Raw genomic sequence first — 19,272 nt, 5'->3', positions numbered from 1 at the left:
CCGCCCCTTTCACAACACGCTCGTCATGCCGCCGTCGACGTACAGCACCTGCCCGCCGACGAAGTCCGCCGCGGGCGAGGCGAGGAAGAGCAGCCCGCCCACGAGGTCCTCGGTACGGCCCCAGCGGCCGGCCGGGGTGCGCCCGCGCACCCACGTGCTGAACTCCTCGTCCTCGACCAGCGGCCGGGTCAGCTCGGTCTCGATGTAGCCGGGCCCGAGTCCGTTGACCTGGACGCCATGGGGTCCCCAGTCCGCGCACATGCCCTTGGTGAGCATCTTCAGCGCGCCCTTGGTCGCCGCGTACGGCGCGATGCCCGGCCGGACCACCTCGCTCTGCAGCGAGCAGATGTTGATGATCTTTCCGTGGCCGCGTTCCGTCATCCGCCGGGCGGCCTCCCGGCCGACCAGGAAGGCGCTGGTGAGGTTGGTGTCCAGGATGCGGTGCCAGTCGGGGTCGGTGAACTCCAGCAGCGGGGCGCGCAGTTGCATGCCCGCGTTGTTGACGAGGATGTCGAGCGGGCCCACCCGCTCCTCGACGTCGGCGATCCCGGCGGCCACGGCCGGGCCGTCGGTCACGTCGAACACCGCCGTGCGGACGTCACCGGGGAGGTCCGCCGCGGCCTCGGCCAGGCGGTCGCCGTCGCGTCCGTTGAGGACGACGGTGCAGCCGGCCTCGGCCAGGCCCCGGGCCAGCGCGAGGCCGATGCCCCGGCTGGAGCCCGTGACCAGGGCCGTACGGCCGCCGATGTCGAAGAGGGGGTGAGCCGTCATCGCCGTACCGCTCCTAGATCACGAGGGACAACAGCAGGACCAGGCCTCCGGCGACCACCGAGATGATCGTCTCCATCACCGACCAGGTCTTGACGGTCTGTCCGACACTCAGCCCGAAGTACTCCTTCACCAGCCAGAAACCCGCGTCGTTGACATGGCTGAAGAAGAGCGAGCCGGCACCGATCGCCAGCACGAGGAGGGCCGCGTGGGTGGTCGACATGTCGGCCGCGAGCGGCGCCACCAGACCGGCCGCCGAGACCGTCGCCACCGTCGCCGAGCCGGTCGCCAGCCGGATCGCCACCGCGATCAGCCAGGCCAGCAGCAGCGCCGGGATCGACCAGTCCTTGGAGATGTCCAGGATCATCTGGCCCACACCGGAGTCGATCAGCGTCTGCTTGAAGCCGCCGCCGGCGCCGACGATCAACAGGATGCCGGCGATGGGCATCAGACCCTTCTCGACGGTCTGCTGCAGCCGCTCCTTGCTGAACCCGGCGGGCCGGCCCAGCGTGAAGAATCCGACGAGCACGGCGACCAGCAGGGCGATCAGCGGGGAACCGATGAGGTCGAAGACGCGCTGGGTGGCGTCGGCGGTGTCGTCGACGACGATGTCCACCAGCGCCTTGGCCAGCATCAGCACCACCGGCAGCAGCATGGTGGCGAGGGTCGCGCCGAAGCCGGGACGGCGCTCCAGCTCCTCCGAGGGGCGCTGCGGCAGCATCCGGTCGGGGGCCGGGACGTCGACCCAGCGGGCCGCGACCTTCGAGAACAGCGGACCGGCGATGATCACCGTGGGTAGGGCGACGAGGATGCCGAGCGCCAGGGTCACGCCCAGGTTGGCACCGACCGCGTCGATGGCGACCAGCGGGCCGGGGTGCGGCGGGATCAGGCCGTGCATCACGGACAGACCGGCGAGGGCGGGGATGCCGATGCGCATCAGGGAGTAGTTGCCGCGCTTGGCGACCATCAGTACGACCGGGATCAGCAGCACGATGCCGACCTCGAAGAACAGCGGCAGGCCGATCACGGAGGCGATCAGCACCATCGCCCAGGGCATGGTGCGCCCGCCGGCCTTGGCGAGGATCGTGTCGACGATCTGGTCGGCGCCTCCGGAGTCGGCGAGCAGCTTGCCCAGGATCGCCCCGAGCGCGATCAGGACGCCGACGCCGGCCACGGTGGTGCCGAGCCCGGTGGTGAAGCTGACGATCGCCTTGTCGAGCGGTGCTCCGGCGACCGCTCCGAGCACCAGTGACCCGATGGTCAGGGCCAGGAAGGCATGGAGCTTGAACTTGGTGATGAGCAGGACGATCACGGCGATGCCCACCAGGACGGCGATGCCCAGCTGGGCGTGTCCGGCGGAGGTGATCGGCGGAGGCGCGTCCGCTGCCAGCATCTCGACGCTGAGTCTGGTCACGGGGTTCCCTTGCGAAACGGGGGGACGGGGGTGAGGTGTTACTCGGATGCGAGGGAAAGCGCGGCCAGCGCCTGCACGGCGCGTTCGGTGATCTCCTGGGGGCCGCCGCTGACGTCGACGGCGACGCCCGCCTCGTCCGGCTCCAGGGGCTGCAGCGTCGCGAACTGGGAGTCCAGCAGCGCCGTCGGCATGAAGTGCCCCCGTCGCTCCCTCATCCGGTCCTCGATCAGCTTCCGGTCGCCCGTGAGATGCACGAACACGATTCCGGGAGCCACGGCCCTGAGCCGGTCACGGTAGGACCGCTTCAGCGCCGAGCTGCTGACCACCCCGCCGAGTCCGGCCCGCCCGTGGGCCCAGTGCCCGATGGCGTCCAGCCACGGCCACCTGTCGCTGTCGTCGAGCGGGATCCCGGCCGACATCTTGTCGATGTTGGCCTTCGGGTGGAAGTCGTCGCCCTCGGCGTACGGCACGCCCAGTCGCGCGGCGAGCAAGGGACCGATCGTGGTCTTGCCCGTCCCCGCGACGCCCATCACGACGAGGACCTGGGGGGTACGCATCACTGCCTCGCTGTCTTCCTCGACATCCGACGCCACATCGGCGTCGCCACACTGAAACGCATTAGGTACGACGAATTCAAGAGTGTGTGACATATAAGTCTGACTTTTTGTCTCTGTGATCCAGGCCGTACGCTGAGTGCATGAGCACACCGGGCCGAGGGCTGCACGGCCACGTACTGGACACCCTCGGCCCCGCGATCACGGCGGGCGAGTACCCGCCGGGCAGCGTGCTGCGCACCGACGAACTCGCCCAGCACTTCGAGGTGTCACGCTCCGTGATGCGCGAGGCGGTCCGCGTGCTCGAATCCATGCACCTGGTCGAGTCCCGCCGCCGGGTGGGCGTCACCGTCCGCCCGAAGGCCGAGTGGAACGTCTACGACCCGCAGGTCATCCGCTGGCGTCTGGCCGGCGCCGACCGCCCGCACCAGCTGCGCTCCCTCACCGTGCTGCGGTCCGCGATCGAACCGGTCGCCGCGGGCCTCGCCGCCAAGCACGCCAGCGCCGAGCAGTGCGCCGAACTCACCGAGTGCGCGCTCGGCATGGTGGCCAACTCACGCGGCCACAGACTGGAGGCGTACCTGGTCCACGACGTCGCCTTCCACCGGGTCATCCTCGCCGCGTCGGGCAACGAGATGTTCGCCCGCCTCGGCGACGTCGTCGCGGAGGTCCTGACCGGCCGCACCCATCACGAGGTCATGTTCGAGGACCCCGACCCGGCGGCCGTCACCCTGCACGTGCGGGTGGCTGAGGCGGTCCGCGCGGGCGACGCGGTCCGCGCGGAGGAACTGACCCGCGAGATCACCGTGGGCGCCCTCCAGGAACTGGACATCCTGGCGCCCTAGGCGGTCTCGTTCGGACCCGGGCTGATCCGGCGAAGCCCCCTAGGTGTGCCGTCCGGACAGCACACCTGGGGCGGTCGTCACCCGCGCTCCTCGGGAAAGTCCCCGTCGACGTACACCCACGCCCCCTCCACCCGCTCGAACCGGCTCCGCTCCAGCAGCGAACCGCCGCGGTAGGAGGCCCGGAAGGTCACCGTCCCCGTGGTGTGGAAGGCCGACCCGTCGGTGCCGTCCAGGATCTCCAGACCGGTCCACTTCATCCCGGGATCGAGGTCCAGCCGCTCCGGCCGGGTCCGGGGGTGCCACGTCCGCAGCAGATACCCCGCGTCCCCCTTCACGAAGGCGCAGTACCGCGACCGCATCAGCGCCTCCGCGGTCGGCGCGGCGGCCGAACCCGCGTGGAAGCGGCCACAGCAGGCGTCGTAGGACTGGGCGAGCCCGCAGGGGCAGAGGCGCGTGGTCATGGCCCTCATTCTGCCCCCACCAGGGGAGGCGTCCGCCTCGGACCGGGTGCACAGTGGAAGGGGCGCAGTCGCCGCGCCCCCAGGGGCGCGGGGAACCGCGTGACCAGCCGCGACGGACCGGCGACGACCGGCGGCCCCTCGCGGCACGACCCGCGGAGCGAGGTGGCCGACGATGACCCGACCCGTGAGCAGCCGTCCCCCGGCCGTCAAGGAGTGGCGGCTGAACCTGTACCTGTCCGAGCACGACCCGGACACCACGGCCCGGATCATCCTGGACACCGGCGACAACGTCATGGAGAGCCACGCGGAGGCCCGCCGCAACCCCTACGACCCGGCGATGCCGGACATCGGCGACGAACTCGCCGCCGGACGTGCCCTCATCGCCATGGGCCGCATGCTGCTGCGGGCCGCCGACGGGGACATGAAGGCGACGGGAGCCGCCGAGACGGAGGGCCCGGCGCCGCTGTGGCTGCCCCGGGAGTGAAGGAGCCCCACCGTGCACTTCAGGAACCGTCTCGAAGCGGGACGGCGGCTCGGCGCCCGCCTGGAGTACCTCAGGGGCCAGGACGTGGTGGTGCTGGGGCTGCCGCGCGGAGGTGTGCCGGTCGCCGCCGAGGTCGCCGAGGCGCTCGACGCCCCCCTTGACATCTGCCTGGTGCGGAAACTGGGCGTGCCGTACCAGCCGGAGCTGGGGATGGGAGCGATCGGCGAGGACGGCGTACGCGTGATCAACGACGAGGTGCTCAGAGGGACCGGGGTCGGCGAGGCGGACCTCGCACGGGTCGAGGAACGCGAACGCCGGGTCCTGCTGGATCGGGCCGCGCGCTACCGGGGTGAGACCGCCCCCCTCTCCGTGGCCGGCCGGACCGCCCTCGTGGTGGACGACGGAGTGGCCACCGGTTCCACCGCGCGGGCCGCCTGCCGGATCGCCCGCGCCCGCGGCGCGGCCCGCATCGTGCTGGCGGTCCCCGTGGCCCCGAGGAGCTTCGCCCGCCGGCTGGGCACGGAAGCCGACGAGCTGGTCTGCCTGGACACCCCGTGGGACTTCGCCGCCGTCGGCCAGTTCTACGCCGACTTCGCCCAGGTCGACGACGAGGAGGTCACCGCCTGCCTGCGGCAGGCCGCACGCCGCCACCGGCGCACCGCGGGCGCCGGATCCACCGGCCGGGAGGTGACGGTCACGGCCGGTGCCGTACGGCTGGGCGGACACCTCACCGTGCCCGACGGCGCCACCGGCCTCGTGGCCTTCGCCCACGGCAGCGGCAGCAGCCGGCACAGCCCCCGCAACCGGTTCGTGGCCGAGGGCCTGCAGCGGGCCGGGCTCGGCACCCTGCTGTTCGATCTGCTCACCGACGCCGAGGAGGCCGACCGGGGCAACGTCTTCGACATCGCGCTGCTGGCCGCCCGGCTGCTGGACGCCACCCGCTGGGTGCGCGAGGAACCCGACGTCGAGGGGCTCCCCGTCGGGTACTTCGGCGCCAGCACCGGCGCGGCCGCCGCGCTGTGGGCCGCCGCCGACCCCTCCGCGGGGCCCGCCGCGGTCGTCTCCCGCGGCGGCCGGCCCGATCTCGCCGGACCTCGGCTCGCCGCCGTCACGGCACCCACCCTGCTCGTCGTCGGCGGCGCCGATCCGCTGGTGCTCGAACTCAACCGGGAGGCACAGGCCCGGCTCCGGTGCGAGAACCGGCTCGAGGTGGTCCCCCGTGCCACCCATCTCTTCGAGGAGCCCGGCACGCTGGAGAGGGTGACCGAACTGGCCCGCGACTGGTTCACGGACCACATGGCACCCGCGCACGTCTAGTGCGGCAGCCATGCGGGAGGAAGCCGTCACCCTGTGCCTCGCGGGTGACGTCATGCTCGGCAGAGGGGTCGACCAGATCCTCCCGCACCCCGGCGCTCCCGCCCTGCGGGAGGACTACGTGCACGACGCCCGGGACTACGTCGCCCTCGCGGAGGCCGCGAACGGACCGATACCCCGGCCCGTGGACCACACCTGGCCCTGGGGCGAGGCCCTGCCCGTCCTGGAGCGTGCCGCGCCCGACGTACGGGTGATCAATCTGGAGACGGCCGTCACCCAGGACGGCGACTTCGCGCCCGGCAAGGGCGTCCACTACCGGATGCATCCGGCCAACCTGCCCAGCCTCGCCGCGGCCCGGCCCGACGTCTGCGTCCTCGCCAACAACCACGTGCTGGACTTCGGGCCGCGCGGACTCGAGGAGACGCTGGACTCCCTGGCGGCGGCCGGCCTGCGCACCGCCGGAGCCGGCCGGGACGCGGTCGCGGCCCACCGCCCGGCGGTCGTCCCGCTGCGACCGGCCGGCCGCGTCCTGGTCTTCGCCTTCGGGATGCCCTCCAGCGGGATCCCGCCCAGCTGGGCCGCCACCGCCGAACGGCCCGGCGTGGCCCTGGTGGCCGCGCCGACCGCGGCCGCCGCGGCGGACTTCGCCGACCGCCTGCGGCAGGTCGAGCGGCCCGGCGACATCGTCGTCGCGTCCGTCCACTGGGGCCCCAACTGGGGCTACGCCGTCTCCCGCGGCGAGGTCCGCTTCGCCCACGCGCTCGTCGACGCGGGCGTCGACGTCGTCCACGGGCACTCCTCGCACCATCCGCGCCCGCCGGAGGTCTACCGGGGCAGGCTCGTCCTGTACGGCTGCGGCGACCTCGTCGACGACTACGAGGGCATCGGCGGCTACCGGCGCTACCGCGACGACCTGCGGCTGCTGTACCTGGTGTCGGTCGAGCCGGGCACCGGCCGGCTGACCCGTGTACGCATGGTGCCGCTCCAGGCACGCCGGTTGCGCCTGGAGCACGCCCGTGCCGAGGACACCGCCTGGCTGTGCGGCGTCCTCGACCGCCACGCCCGCGCCCTCGGCACCCGGGTCGAGCACGGGGACACCGGCACACTCACGGTACGGCCCCTGCGGGCGGACGCGCCGCTGTGAGGCCGGGCGTCAGCGCCGCCCGCCCTTGCGCAGGAAGCTGCGCAGCCGGGTCAGCGGCCAGGTGTTGATCACGTCGTCCCGGGTGAGCCAGCCGCGCTGCGCGGTGCCGACGCCGTAGCGCAGCTGCGCCAGGTGCGGGACGGAGTGCGCGTCGGAGTCCACCGCGAACCTCACCCCGTACGCCCTGGCCCGCAGGATGTCCTCGTCGCACAGGTCCAGCCGGTCCGGCTGGGCGTTGACCTCCAGCGCGGTGCCGGCGCGCGCGCAGGCCGCGAACACCTCCTCCCAGTCGGCGTCGACCCCCGGCCGCCTGCCGATGAGCCGGGTCGTCGGATGCCCGATGACGTTGACGTACGGGTGCTCGCAGGCCCGCACCAGCCGCCTGGTCATGGCCGCGCGGCCCTGGTCGAAGTGGGAGTGCAGCGAGGCCACGCACAGATCGAAACCGGCCAGGAACTCCTTTGGCCAGTCCACCTCTCCGTCCGGGCCGATGTTCAGCTCCGTGCCGTGCAGCAGCCGCATCCGGCGATGGGCGCCGTCCAGCTCCCGCAGCCGCTCCCGCTGCGCGAGGATCTTCTCCTCGGTCATCCGCTGCATGTACAGATTCGGCGCGTGGTCGGTGACCGCGTAGTAGGCGTAACCGCGCGCGGCGGCCGCCTCCACCATCGCCTCCAGCGGGGCGAGCCCGTCCGTGAGGTCGGTGTGGGTGTGCAGGTCACCACGGATGTCCCGCTCGGTCACCAGCTCGGGCAGCTCACCGCGCAGCGCCGCCTCGATCTCCCCGCGGTCCTCCCGCAGCGTCGGCGGGATCCACGACAGCCCCAGCCGGGCGTACACCTCCTCCTCGGTCCGGGACGCGACCGCCTCCCCGCTCTCGGTGTCGAACAGGCCGTACTCCGACAGCTTCAGCCCCTGGTGCACCGCGATGGTGCGGGTACGGATGTTGTGCGCCTTGGAACCGGTGAAGTACTGCATCCCGGCGCCCCACGACTCGGGCGGCAGCACCCGCAGGTCGACCTGGAGCCCCTCGGCCGTGCGCACCGACGTCTTCTTCGTGCCCCGCGCGATCACCTCGGCGGTGGCCGGCAGTTCGCACAGCGCCGCCATGAACGGCGCCGACCGCTCCGCCGCGACCAGCACGTCGAGATCCCCGACGGTCTCCCGCGCACGCCGCAGCGAACCGGCGTAGGCACAGCGCTCGCAGCCCCGCACCCCGGACAGCGCGGCGACGATCTCCTCGGCCGTCCCCAGGGCCGACGCCAGCGGCACCCGGGCGCCCGCCTGCCGGAGCAGCTCGATGCCGTGCCGGATGTTCTCCTGCGTCTTCTCGCCGAAGCCCTTCAGGTCGGCCAGCGCGTCCGCGTCGATGGCCGCGGCCAGCTCGTCCACCGACGAGATGCGCAGGTCCTCGTAGAGCCGCAGCGCCTTCCTGGGACCCAGGGTGGGGATCGTGATCAGCTCCCGCACCCCGGCCGGGATCGCGGCCCGGCGCTCCTCGACCACCGCCATCTTCCCGGTGCTCAGATACTCGACCACCTTCTCGGCGATCGACCGGCCCACGTTCGGGATCTCCCTGAGCCCCTCGGCGTCCATCCGCGCGATGTCGGCGGGATGGCCGCCGATGGCACGCGCCGCCTTCTCGTAGGCGCGCGCCTTGAAGGCGTCGCCTCCCGTGATCGCGACGAGGTCGGCGTACTCCCGCAGGAGCGCCTCGACCTCCTCGTTGCGCCGAGCCACCCCTCAAGTCTAGGAAGCCCCGGTCGCCGGGGCACGCGAAAGGCCCCCGCAGAGCGGGGGCCTCGCTGGTGGGTCGTTCACGAGTTCCCTTGACCAGGCGCAACAGAGCCAATTGATGTTGAGGTTCCCGCGGCCCGCAAGATCACTCCCCGAGAACATGCATATGCATTTATTGAACCCGCACCTACGCCCCTGAGGTAGTAGGGGCCTTACCCGCTGAGGAGACGAGGGGTGAGACTCCCTCGACTCCTCAGCGGGAAGCTTCATTCGTCGTCATCCCCGTCATCGAGGTCGAAGTCGAAGGCCAGCTGGCCCGACAGAGCGTCGTCCGGCGCGGCCGCAGCCTGGGGCTCCGTCGGGTCCAAAGCCTCCTCGATCTCGTGAGGCAGAGCGTAATCGTCCGCGAGTCGCGCGAGATGGAGGATCAAGGGCAGAGCCAACCCCTCGCGACCAGCACGGTAGTCCTCGCTGAAACGCTGCTGGTGGACGAATGCGGCCCATGCCTCCGCATCGTCACCGGGCTGAAGGCACGCAACGGTCAGTTCGAGGAGGTCCGGATTCCAGGCGTTCGCCGTCGGCCGGTAGGCGTTGTTGCCCGAGGCGTTGGTGTGCGGAGTGAGTTTGGCGTCGTCGTTGGTGAGATTTGGCTGCGAGCCGGACTTGCCGGTCGTGCTGTAGAAGACGCGGTCCGAGTCACCCCGCACTCCGGGCCGCCACAGCCCCATCGCGATGCCCCCACGCTGCTGGCCCTCCAACTTGGGAGAGCGTTCCTCCGCCTCGGCCCAGCACTGTGCCGTTTCGTCCCGGCTGCCATCGGCGATCCGAACGATACGAAGCTGCTTGCCGTACAGACCGATCCGCTGAACGGGACCCCCGTCGAGGCCGAGCCTGTCCCGTTCCAGCCCGTCGTTCCTCAGCCATGGCCAGCGCTTCCGGACGTCCTGGGCGTGGGTCAGAACGAGCGTCGGGGTACTGCGCAGCTGCGCGAGAGTCTTCTTGACGAAGGCCGCCATGAGGGCCGACTGCTCCGCGCTGTTCTTCTTGCCTTCGACCCTTCCCGTCAAAGACTTGAGGAGTTCGGGGTACGGCACCCATGCGTGCATGTCGGCCGACTTGCCCAGCACGCATTTCGCGCCCGGTCGGATGAGCACCGCGATCGGCGTGAACTGCTGCTTGCCTGTGGGCCCGTCAAGGCGGCGTTCCACGAGGTGGAAGGCCACCTGGTTCAGGTTCGCGGGGATGAGCGTGTCACCGAGCGTGTGCTGGGGCACCAGCCGCATACCGGTCTGGCGCAGGCCGTCCGACCAGGCCGCGGCGGCACGCAGACCAGCATCGGCGAGAGCCTCCTCCGTCTCCGCATCCGGGTCTGGTGGACGGATGAACTGGGTCACCAGGCCTGCGTCCGCGCAGCCGAGGCGGATCGCGTGCTTGGGGTCGGTCCGTCGCTTGGCGTGGCGGAAGGCATCCTGCCCGTCGAGCTCCACGAAGGCCAGCCGCACCCCGGGTACGGCTTCCCGCAAGGCGGCCATGGCCCGCGCGACACCGATACGGCGCTCCTCGATGGCCTTGTCGTGCTCCTGCCCCCGGCGCGGCACGCTGTCGCCTCCCAGCGGTGCGCCGAGAGCGCCCAGGGGCCGCGCGTGCAGCCGGACGGTCAGCTCCTCCGCCTCCCACACCCAGGTATCGGGGCCTTGCGCGTGCCGGTGCCCGGCCAGCCCCAGCCCCATTTCCGCCGCTGCGATCATCTGATCGCGGATGGCATCGTTCTGGTGGAGCACGACCGCGGTGAGGTCTTCCCTTTCGAGGGCTTCGGCCAGGCGTGCCCGCAGAACCTGAGCGTTGTGGGCCGCGTTCAGCTCACGCTGGTCCAGGATGACCGCGCGCTCTTCGGGATCCTTCTCTTCCATGTTCTTGGGAATGGACGTCAGCTTCTTGAGCTGCTTCTTGGGCGGCCGCGCGTACGCACTGCGCTCGAGCTTCGGAACGGAGACGAACTCGGGAGCGATCGCCTGCTCCGCCCACTCGATCAGCCGTCGGCGTTCACTGGGCATCAGTCCGGTGCCGATCGTGTGCCTGCCCATGGCCGCCTGGTGCCCGATCGCGATCCGGATGCCGTCCCGGCCGTGGATCCAGTGGTCGGCCTCCTTCACCAGCCGGTCCGGGGACGGCAGTGCGTCGAGTGCGCTGATCCCGGCGAGCATTCCTTCTGCTCCGCCCTGACGCCAGTCCGTGGTGCCGTTCTTCCACTCCAGCATGGCGACGGCGAAACGCTGCGACTGCGGGCCATCGTGGACGAGGGAGTCGTCCGGGAGCAGGTACGCGGACACGCCCTTGCCGTACGGCATGTAGACCTTGCCGGTGGCGAACCGACGTACGCCGGCGGCCACGTGGACGCGCGGGACGGGTGAGAAGGGAACGGTGCGCACGGTGATGCGGAGGGTCGCCGCGTAGTAGGCCGGCTTGCCGTCGCCGCCACCACGCCGCCCGGGTACGTACTCGATCACGTTCGACATCAGCTCGGCACCCCCGCTTCCCTGCCCCCTGGCCCCCGTGCGGCCGGCGACCTGTCGGAACGACAGCTGCTGCCCGTGGTGTTCGTACGGTCCCTGGCGCGCGATCCTTTCGGCGAGGACGTCGGGAAGCAACCGGTACACGTGGGGCGCGGGCAGAGCGGTTCCTCCGGGCGACACCTTCTGCTCGAGGAGGTCGACCCTGCCGGGCCGCCAGCTGAGAGCCGCGGTGTCGAGGTCACGAAAGCAGTTCATCAGCAGGGCCGCGGTCTCGGGATCGCCGGCATCGCGCGGGAGGCTCCTGAGCCAGGTGGCGATGTAGAGGTTCGTCACCGCCATCGGGTACGCGTCCTGGCAGTACAGCCAGGGGTTCTCCGAACCGAACCGTGCCGTGGAGTCGACCGTGACGATGTCCGGCGCGGTGGCGCGCATCAGCTGGTTGACAGCCGCTGTGGGTACGCGGCGCCGTCGCTCGGCCTGCCCCTCTGTCATTCCGCCGTGGTAAAGGCGCAGGAGTGGTTCCTCCCAGTGGGCGGGCAGGGAGAGCGTGTGCATCGGGAAGACGAAGGGTCCCCGTGCCGGGTCGGGCAGGTACGCCGCCGGACGGTTGTACTGGTAGGCCATGGTGTCGGTTCTCCTCGGAGCAAGGCGTTAAGTCTTCGGACGCGACGCGAACACGTCGGGGGTGCGGTGTGGTGACGGATGCCGTCAGCCCATGTCCACCAGGGCGCGGTAGAGCGGTTCGTACAGCTCACGGACCAGGGACTTGTCGATCGGGGCAAGGTGCCGCTCCGCCGTGTTCCCGTCCTCGAAGAAGGGGGCGAGCACCTCACGCATGCTCGCCAGTAGGCTGGTGTCTGGGGTGTCCGTGTCCTGGAATCCGGCTTCTCTGGGAGAGAAAGCCGCGTCGACGAAGACCACCCGGGCCGGCACGCCGCCGCGCACCAGACGACCGATGACCTGCCACATGACGACGAGCTGGTCCCAGGTGAACGCCGTCTTCTCCTCGTCCCGCAGGCTGGACCAGGCCAGCCGCCGGGTGAGGAAGCGGTTCCACTGACGGCGTGCGCGGCTGCGGAACGCCACAGCCGCCTGGTCGGGGGTGGCGGCGGCGAGCGCGTTCTGCCGGAAGGATCCGTCAGCATCCCGGAGTTGGCGTACGGCCCAGTCGTTGATGGACTGGATGGCGAGCGCGATGTCGTCGGGCCGAGGGTGTGGGCGTGCCAGGAAGTAGACCGTGCCGATGGCCGCCTTGCCATCGCGCAGGACGATGTTGTGTCCCCGCTCCACAGCGAGCAGCGGCGCGACGAGAATGTCGCCGCCGACCGAAGGGAAAGCCTTCACGTCACCGCGGGGCAGCGTCCGTGCGGCAGCGTCCTCCGGCAGCCGGGTCCAGGCGGTGTCGGAGTCCGCGTCGTCGGACACCAGTCGGGTGACGCGACCGTTCCACTCGGGGATCTGGTTGAGGTACTCGGCGGCCCGACGTGCCTCGTCGTAGCTGCCGACGAGCAACAGGATGCGGCGGCGGTCCGGATCGTCGATCTCCTTCAGCTCGGCGTCCAGCATGCTCTCGGCGTCGGGCAGACTCCGGTCGGGCACCGCGAGCTGGTGCAGCATGTGCAGAAGGGCCTGGGGCCGTTCTTCGGGGTCGCAGCCGGACAGGCGCAGCGGCTTGGGCCGGTCGTTTCCGGGCCAGTACAAGAACTCCTTGCGGAACTCGCTGCCCAGGACGGCTTCGACTTCCTCGTCGTGAGGACGCAGAACGGCACCGACGTCGGCGTGCACGTGGTACCTGCTCGACGTGCCCGCCCAGCTCGTTGCGGACATGAGCAGGACGTGCGGGCCCGGGCGGCCGTCCACGGCGCACAGGTCACCGAGCCGCATGAGCAGTTCGCGGCCCACGCCGTTGCAGTGGAAGAAGCGGAGTTCACCGCTGCGGTCACCATCGCGCTCACGGTCGTCGTGGCGGAACTGGAAGCCGAGCACGTTACCCATGGGCGACTCGGGGATGACCGCCTCGTAGTCCTTGGGGGGCCTGCGGGAGAGCACGTTCGAGGCGCTCTCGAGATTGAGGGCGGCCTCGACGCGCGGCCACAGCGTGGTCATGAAGTCGAGACGGCTGTGCAGAGCGGAAAGGAGCAGGGTGAACTCGAAGCGCCGGGCCTGGAGGTCGGCGTCCGCGAGCACCGTGCTGTCGTCTCCGACGATGTCGGTGAGGGTGTCGCGCAGCCTCTCACGCGTCCGTGCTCCCTGGGGCGCGTGCAGGAGTTCCAGGGCGAGGTGGACGAAGGTGTTCACCAAGGGTGTCACTCCATCGTCGTCTCCCGTGCTCTGCTGCTCGTGCAGCGGGTCGTCGCGGAACCGGCCGAGCGCACCGTCCAGCGTCCGGGCCGCCGCAGGCGGGCGTTCGCCCTCCTTCCGCCCCGGGAACCAGCTGTCCAGCAGCAGGTTGTGGAGGGTGAAGGCACTGAAGTAGTCGACGCTGATCCATCGCCTGAGCTTGTCGTCCTTGACGAGCAGGGCGAAGAGGCGGTCGGTGGCGGCGCTGACCGTGTTGACGGCGTTGGTCCAGTCGTCGACGTCACGGGCGGACAGCTGGAGCCGGCCATCCCGGGCCATCTGCTGGAACTTGTGGACGGCGACCTCGTCGAACCAGGAGTTCGGGGCCTTGCCCACCAGAGTGCTGGCCGGCGCGAAGGCCGTGTCGAGCTGCATCTGCACCCGGTCGGCCTCGTCGACGATGATCAGGTCGCTGATTCGGCATGCGAGTTCGAGGTACCGGAGCTGTTCCTGGTGCTGGTGCAGTGGGACGGAGCTGTGCACGAGACCGGCCGGGGTAGCGACCCACACCTGTGCGTCGACCAGATCACGAGCCCCGCGGTGGCGCGGACAGCGGTTCCACAACGGGCACAGTCTCCGCTGCGGCTTCGGGCCTTGTGCGTCACGCTGCGTGCTGTACTCCTCGTCGAGGAGGGGATCGCCGTCCGTGGCCTCCTGCTCGGGGACGGTGTACAGCGTGATGCACGGTGCTTCACGGACGCCGAGCGGGCGGCGGGCTTCCAGGCCGCGCAGCACGTCGACGGGGCAGGCGCTGCTGAGGTAGGCGAAGCCCGCGTGGTCGTGCCCGAGCATGGTGGCGGCGCCGGCCGTGGCAGTGCGGCGGTGCAGCCGGTTGATGTTGCGCTCCCTGGTGGAGTGCCCGAGGATCGGCGCCGCCCGCACACCGAGCCGGTCGAACTGCTCCACCACGGCGAGCGTCTCGGCCACATCGCCGACGACGATGGTGACCCGGCGGGGTGTCCGGGTCACGAGGTGGTAGGTCAGGATGTCCCGGAGGGTGGACTTGCCGGCTCCCACCATCCCCACGAGGTGCAGCAGCCGGTCGATCCTCAGCCGTCCCTGTTCTGTGAAGCGGCCGAGTTCCGCGTCGCGCACGAGCAGTTTCACCCGCCGGAGCCGCCCGGCCCAGCCGTTGCGCGGCCCCTGTGCCGTCGCCTCGACGGCGTCCATCTCGTCGGCGGCCTTCTCGAGCTCTTCCCAGGTGACGTCGACGGGCTCTCCACGCCCGGCCGGTGGTGCGTCAAGCGCGTGGGCCCGCGGCAGGGTGTCCGTCAGCAGTTCCTCGTCGAACACCACGGAGTGGGTACGGTCCTGCACCCGGAAGGTGTGCTCTCCCTCCTCGGCGAACGGAATGGACCGCGTCGCGAACCGCGGAGCGGTGCTGAGCAGTTCTTCGAAGATCTCGAAACGGCGTGCGGCGCGCGACGGCTCGCGACGGCGTGGTACGGAGCCGGGTCCGTCGATGTCGTATCCGCGCAGGTGCTGGGGGACTTTCAGGTAGTCGATCAGCGCCTCCGACCAGGCGTGCCGTCGCCGCATGTCCCACAGATAGTGGCGGGCGCGCAGAACACGAAGCCGCTGTTCGTCGCTGCGAACGTCTCCGAACACCTCGCTGTACGGGTAACCGCCCAACAGCGGCCAGACATCGGCGGCCGTGCGGGTGGGCGTCACGTCCTGCAAGAGATACAGGCCCAGTTCGACGTCGAGAAGGTCGCCGGGGCGGAAGCTGCCGAGGTTCGCCGGCCACACCTCGGTGAGCTGCTGCGGCGAGCAGCGCCGGTGCCATCCCCTACGGTCACGCACGGCGTCCTCCTTCGGTACGCGGGTCCCCCGCCTTGTCACGTGGGGTGGAGATCTCATCGGCGACCAGCCGCAGGAAGGCCTGGTCGTCCAGCAGGGTGACCCGATCGGCCAGGTCCTCCGGCAGGTTTCGGCGGAACTGCCGCCCATACGCCTCGTTGTCGCGGAAGCGGTAGCGGGGCACGACGAGGAACGCCCGGTCGTACGGCGGCTCGTTCCTGAACGGCTTGAGGGAGCGCGCCAGGAGAACGGGGTTCACCCGGTCCTTGACGTCCACCGCCCAGTGCCGTCGCCCCGGCAGGGGGACGCGGAGGTCATACGCGTCGTAGTTGGGCCACATCTCGGCGGTGATCCCGAACTTCTCCTCCAGGGCGGCTTGCAGATCGGTCTCCGCGAGCCCAGGGCTGGTGATGAACATCCGCAGGGGGCGGCTGAGCTGGAAGACCCCGCCTTTGTCGGCACGAAGCGGCGTGCCTTCGTCCGATGTGCCGTCGCGGCGGCACCGGTCCAGTTCGCAGCGGTGGCTGCCGTGCAGCAGCGGCACCATCAGGCAGCGGCAGCGAGCGCACTGCCGGTACGTGCCCCGCCTCAGATAGGAGGCGGGCACAGGCTCGTAGCAGCGCTTGATCACGTCGTGCAGCAGCATCCCGCAGTCGGGATCGCCGCCGAGCAGCGCCAGCTCGGCGCCGGTCAGCACGGGCCTGGAGGTGAGCAGAGCCCGGAACGCGGTGTAGGCCTGCGGGGCCTTGGCCGCACGGCACACGGCGAGGGCTTCCCGGATGCGTTCGTTCTCGAAGAGCTCGGCCGCCGGGTCGGCCGCGCTCACCTCCCACTCCAGACACAGCTGGTGCGGCAGCCGGGTCTCCGGATCGACGAGCAGGGCCGCTCCGGGAAAGTTGTCGGGCGGCAGCTCCAACGGCCACTCGATCAGCGGCCGTTCACCAGCCCAGCGAACCATCTGCGGCACGCTGCCCGGCGGTTCCTCGCCCCGGCGCAGGCAGTGCAGGACGAGGCGGTTGTACGCGTTCTGCACCTTCGCCGGGTAGACCGGGTTGGGTACGGTCCGCTGCCGGGACAGGCACGCCAGGGCGCTGGCGATCTGTCGGAGCAACCCCTCGTCCGTGCCGACGGCGTCCTCGGACCGTGCCTCCCTCATGTCGGTCGTGGTCACGACTCCCCCTCTCCCGCGACGGCGCCGTCGGGCGCGGCGCTCGGACACCACCGGGAGACCGGGCAGGACCGGCAATGCGGTCCGGGGCGGGCGTCCCATGTCTCGTCCTCCCGCCACGGGCCGGCGTACCGCCGCAGCACCGACAGCGCCTTCCGCTGTCGGCCGGGGTCCGTCGGGTCGATCACGTGGGGATCGGAACCGTCCGGCCGGAGGATCTCCACCTCGACGCGCGAGCCGTCCGGATCGCCGCCCAGCGCACCCTGAGCCAGGAGCGCAACCGCCAAGGCGAGTTGGGGGTAGGTGTCGAGAAGGTCCTCGTGGTGGCGGCGCCGCTTCCGTGTCGTCTTGAGCTCCCGCCACACCCACGAGCCGTCCTCCTGGTAGAGCAGGTCGGGTTTGGCGATGACGACGGCCTGCGCCGCGGTGTCGTGGACGACTCGGAGGGCTTCGGGCTCGACCCGCTGGATGAGTGCGGCGTCCTGGAAGGGACAGGCGTCGACGTGGTGGAGCAGCATGTCCCGACCGGTCGCGGCGTCCTCGTCGGAGACCCGCCAGCGTCCCTCTGTCCAGTTCTCGCCCGCCGGGGGCATGTCGCCGACCGCGCACGGCGGCTGTTCCGGGCGCCGGTGCAGCTTCTCGATCCAGCCGTGCACCGCCTGGCCGAGCCTGGCCGCGCTGCCGTATTCGTCAGACTTGGGCAGGTGCAGAGAACGGAGGAACCCCTGTGCGGGGCAGGCCGCGTGATAGCGCAGATCGCTGACCGACACCTTCCTCAGCGGTGCCACCCGCGAGGGAAGGCCGAGGACCCCCGGCCTGCGCGGCACGGCCTCGCAGCCCGTGAACTGCTTGCAGTCCACGCAGGATGAGCCGGGTGCCGGCCTGCCGCCCGCCACGACACGCGCCACGTGCGCGTGCCCGTGCTCGGCGTAGTAGGCCTCGGCTTCCTCGGCCGTCCCGTCGAACTGCACGCGCGGCCGTCCGTCGGAGAGCCCGACTTCGACGACACGCACCCGCTCGGGCCGGGCTGTGGGGCCATACGGCTGGAACGCGCGCGCCCACTTCCGCGGCCAGGCCGCCTGGCGCCCGTGAACGGCCACGTACACGGCGATGGCGATCTCGCCGGGCTCGGAGTCCTTGGCCTCGCCGTGCCGCAACCGTCGGTACTCGCGCAGGCGTCCGTCGGCCGACTCGTACCTGCGCCACCAGGCGTACATCTCCCAGAACTTGCCGTTCTCCCGCTGGGCCACCCAGTACGGACGGACCGGCCGCAGCCGCTGCTCACCATCGTCGGCGCACGCTTCTATGTACGTACGGAGGGCGTGCTCGGCATACGTCAGGTGACCGGGGTGCAGGGCGGGGGTGCGGGAGCGCAGCCCTGCAAGGGCCTGGTCGGGTGTCTCACCGTGGAATTCGACCCGGTCCACGGCGTCCATCACAGGCCCGAGGGTGAACGTCTCGAGCTCCGGCTTCGGAAGACGGAGACGCCGGGCCGGCCAGAGACCGGGCCGGGCCTTGGCAGCGGCGTGCGAGGGGCAGGTGTGCTCCTCGCTCCCGCCCGTACCGGGCCCCACGCGAACGAGGTCGTCATTCCCGGTCAGCCAGTGCGGCTTGTGCCATGCCGTCGTGTCGTGACTCATTGCCTCCCCCTTGTCTCGGAACAGACGGCACCCTTCGGACCAGCCGGGTGCGCCGCCGCACTCGACCGTAGCAGGTAATCTTGGAACTCATTGGAAGTTCTTGGCATAGGTTGGTTGCTGCGCTAAGCTGCCCCACATGGCGGCATCACTGGAGGAACTCGAGCAGCGCCTGTCCCACCTGCGCACCGAGCTGCGCGGTGCCGTGCGCGCACGGGACAAGGCCGAAACCGCGCGCATCCGTCGCGCGCTGCGCGAAGCCGAGGCCGCCTGGGAGCACGCCCTCGAGACCGAGGCGGAACCGGACGGCGAGACACTCCCGGCCGAGCCCCCGGCCCCGCAGGCGTCGGCGACCACAGGCGCACCACGCCGCACGGAGCGCCCGGCGCACGGCTCCATCCCGATCCGCGAACAGGTCCACCAGGCGCTCACCCTGCTGGGCGCCCCTGCCTCTCCGAAGCTCATCTCGTCCACGTACGAGGCGTTCTTCACCGAGTCGCTGGTCGCCACCAAACTCGCGTCCCTCCGCCGCGACGAGGAGCGATCCTTCACGGCACAGGGCTATGCCCGCCCGTACTACATCTGCGCGGCACTGACCCACGACCGCCTGGTCCCCGCACGCGGACTCCTAGCCCTGTCCACCTGGCCCGTGGAGCGGCGGATCATCGGCCCACTCAGCCCACGCACCGACTTCCTCACTCACGCGGTGGGAACCGCCGAGCAGATCCAGCGACTCACCACTGCGGGGCATCCGGCCCCAGACGCGGCCTGGCGGCTGCTGCGCCGCTTCGCCCTCACGATCCCGGGCGCCTACGACGCCGCGGCCCCGGAGCCCGACCCCGCCCGCGTGATCGCCGCCGCCCACGCCGAAGCGGCCGTCCACCAGCAGGAGGACGACCAGCAACGGCAAGCGGCCGCGCAGCGCGCCCGTACCCAACTCTCCGACGTACAGCAGCTGTTCGGTGCGGCACCGATGCGTGACGCCCTGCGCGACGCGAGTGGGACCCTGTCCTGACGACCCCTTTCCGACGGATGACGTCAGACGCCTCGCACGCCGGTGAGCTCCTGAAGACGTTCCCGAAGACGTTCCCGAAGT

Annotated in this window: 14 protein-coding genes; 5 read left to right on the top strand and 9 right to left on the bottom strand. The window is 70.9% G+C overall.

What is annotated here, in order from left to right; genetic code table 11:
- Positions 1-9 precede the first annotated feature (9 nt).
- From ACZ5CW_RS12865 to ACZ5CW_RS12855, 3 genes are read right to left on the bottom strand one after another with little or no spacing between them, the layout of a single operon-like run.
- Entirely contained in the window at positions 10-771 is a 762-nt protein-coding gene (locus tag ACZ5CW_RS12865) for an SDR family oxidoreductase (RefSeq protein ID WP_468600421.1), read from the bottom strand.
- Positions 772-784: 13 nt separating this feature from the next.
- The gene (locus ACZ5CW_RS12860) at positions 785-2,182 is read right to left on the bottom strand and encodes a GntT/GntP/DsdX family permease (protein WP_468600419.1); all 1,398 of its coding nucleotides are present in this window, start codon (positions 2,180-2,182) and stop codon (positions 785-787) included.
- Positions 2,183-2,220: 38 nt separating this feature from the next.
- Entirely contained in the window at positions 2,221-2,739 is a 519-nt protein-coding gene (locus ACZ5CW_RS12855; protein ID WP_468600417.1) for a gluconokinase, read from the bottom strand.
- Positions 2,740-2,879: 140 nt separating this feature from the next.
- On the opposite strand from ACZ5CW_RS12855, the gene ACZ5CW_RS12850 reads away from it, so the two are divergent.
- The gene (locus tag ACZ5CW_RS12850) at positions 2,880-3,581 is read left to right on the top strand and encodes a FadR/GntR family transcriptional regulator (RefSeq protein WP_468600415.1); all 702 of its coding nucleotides are present in this window, start codon (positions 2,880-2,882) and stop codon (positions 3,579-3,581) included.
- A gap of 77 nt (positions 3,582-3,658) precedes the next feature.
- On the opposite strand, the gene ACZ5CW_RS12845 is transcribed toward ACZ5CW_RS12850, so the two are convergent.
- On the bottom strand, positions 3,659-4,042 hold the full coding sequence (locus ACZ5CW_RS12845; RefSeq protein ID WP_468600413.1) for a YchJ family protein: 384 nt from the start codon (positions 4,040-4,042) through the stop codon (positions 3,659-3,661).
- A 172-nt stretch (positions 4,043-4,214) separates the two neighbouring features.
- Here ACZ5CW_RS12845 and ACZ5CW_RS12840 point away from each other — a divergent pair, with 172 nt between their 5' ends.
- From ACZ5CW_RS12840 to ACZ5CW_RS12830, 3 genes are read left to right on the top strand one after another with little or no spacing between them, the layout of a single operon-like run.
- On the top strand, positions 4,215-4,526 hold the full coding sequence (locus ACZ5CW_RS12840; RefSeq protein WP_468600411.1) for a dsRBD fold-containing protein: 312 nt from the start codon (positions 4,215-4,217) through the stop codon (positions 4,524-4,526).
- Between the two features lie 12 nt (positions 4,527-4,538).
- The gene (locus tag ACZ5CW_RS12835; RefSeq protein WP_468600409.1) at positions 4,539-5,843 is read left to right on the top strand and encodes a phosphoribosyltransferase family protein; all 1,305 of its coding nucleotides are present in this window, start codon (positions 4,539-4,541) and stop codon (positions 5,841-5,843) included.
- 10 nt (positions 5,844-5,853) lie between these two features.
- Positions 5,854-6,984 (top strand): CapA family protein, encoded by a 1,131-nt coding sequence (locus ACZ5CW_RS12830; protein WP_468600407.1) that lies wholly within the window; start codon positions 5,854-5,856, stop codon positions 6,982-6,984.
- Positions 6,985-6,993: 9 nt separating this feature from the next.
- Here ACZ5CW_RS12830 and polX read toward each other — a convergent pair whose 3' ends face one another.
- The 5 genes from polX to ACZ5CW_RS12805 form a co-directional block, all read right to left on the bottom strand.
- Positions 6,994-8,721, bottom strand: a complete 1,728-nt coding sequence (polX, locus tag ACZ5CW_RS12825) for a DNA polymerase/3'-5' exonuclease PolX (protein WP_468600405.1) — start codon at positions 8,719-8,721, stop codon at positions 6,994-6,996.
- 263 nt (positions 8,722-8,984) lie between these two features.
- Positions 8,985-11,855 (bottom strand): pPIWI_RE module domain-containing protein, encoded by a 2,871-nt coding sequence (locus ACZ5CW_RS12820; RefSeq protein ID WP_468600403.1) that lies wholly within the window; start codon positions 11,853-11,855, stop codon positions 8,985-8,987.
- An 84-nt stretch (positions 11,856-11,939) separates the two neighbouring features.
- Positions 11,940-15,374 (bottom strand): pPIWI_RE_Z domain-containing protein, encoded by a 3,435-nt coding sequence (locus ACZ5CW_RS12815; RefSeq protein WP_351335769.1) that lies wholly within the window; start codon positions 15,372-15,374, stop codon positions 11,940-11,942.
- On the bottom strand, positions 15,367-16,542 hold the full coding sequence (locus ACZ5CW_RS12810; RefSeq protein WP_351335772.1) for a pPIWI_RE_Y domain-containing protein: 1,176 nt from the start codon (positions 16,540-16,542) through the stop codon (positions 15,367-15,369). The genes ACZ5CW_RS12815 and ACZ5CW_RS12810 overlap by 8 nt, the downstream gene beginning before the upstream one ends.
- On the bottom strand, positions 16,539-18,179 hold the full coding sequence (locus tag ACZ5CW_RS12805; protein WP_351335774.1) for a PD-(D/E)XK nuclease family protein: 1,641 nt from the start codon (positions 18,177-18,179) through the stop codon (positions 16,539-16,541). Before ACZ5CW_RS12805 ends, ACZ5CW_RS12810 begins: the two co-directional genes overlap by 4 nt.
- Before the next feature lie 136 nt (positions 18,180-18,315).
- Between ACZ5CW_RS12805 and ACZ5CW_RS12800 the strand changes: the two genes are divergently transcribed.
- Positions 18,316-19,191 (top strand): hypothetical protein, encoded by an 876-nt coding sequence (locus ACZ5CW_RS12800; RefSeq protein WP_351335777.1) that lies wholly within the window; start codon positions 18,316-18,318, stop codon positions 19,189-19,191.
- Positions 19,192-19,272: the final 81 nt, after the last annotated feature.

It is taken from the genome of Streptomyces sp. NPDC031379 (assembly GCF_055569615.1).
The sequence above is the reverse complement of the archived record's forward strand: the minus strand, read 5'-3'. Positions and strand labels throughout refer to the sequence as shown.

Coding starts and splice junctions, on each gene's coding strand:
- ACZ5CW_RS12845 (WP_468600413.1), bottom strand. CDS start 4,042: ATGACCACGCGCCTCTGCCCCTGCGGGCTCGCCCAGTCCTACGACGCC.
- ACZ5CW_RS12855 (WP_468600417.1), bottom strand. CDS start 2,739: ATGCGTACCCCCCAGGTCCTCGTCGTGATGGGCGTCGCGGGGACGGGC.
- ACZ5CW_RS12830 (WP_468600407.1), top strand. CDS start 5,854: ATGCGGGAGGAAGCCGTCACCCTGTGCCTCGCGGGTGACGTCATGCTC.
- ACZ5CW_RS12800 (WP_351335777.1), top strand. CDS start 18,316: ATGGCGGCATCACTGGAGGAACTCGAGCAGCGCCTGTCCCACCTGCGC.
- ACZ5CW_RS12865 (WP_468600421.1), bottom strand. CDS start 771: ATGACGGCTCACCCCCTCTTCGACATCGGCGGCCGTACGGCCCTGGTC.
- ACZ5CW_RS12850 (WP_468600415.1), top strand. CDS start 2,880: ATGAGCACACCGGGCCGAGGGCTGCACGGCCACGTACTGGACACCCTC.
- ACZ5CW_RS12840 (WP_468600411.1), top strand. CDS start 4,215: ATGACCCGACCCGTGAGCAGCCGTCCCCCGGCCGTCAAGGAGTGGCGG.
- ACZ5CW_RS12805 (WP_351335774.1), bottom strand. CDS start 18,179: ATGAGTCACGACACGACGGCATGGCACAAGCCGCACTGGCTGACCGGG.
- ACZ5CW_RS12820 (WP_468600403.1), bottom strand. CDS start 11,855: ATGGCCTACCAGTACAACCGTCCGGCGGCGTACCTGCCCGACCCGGCA.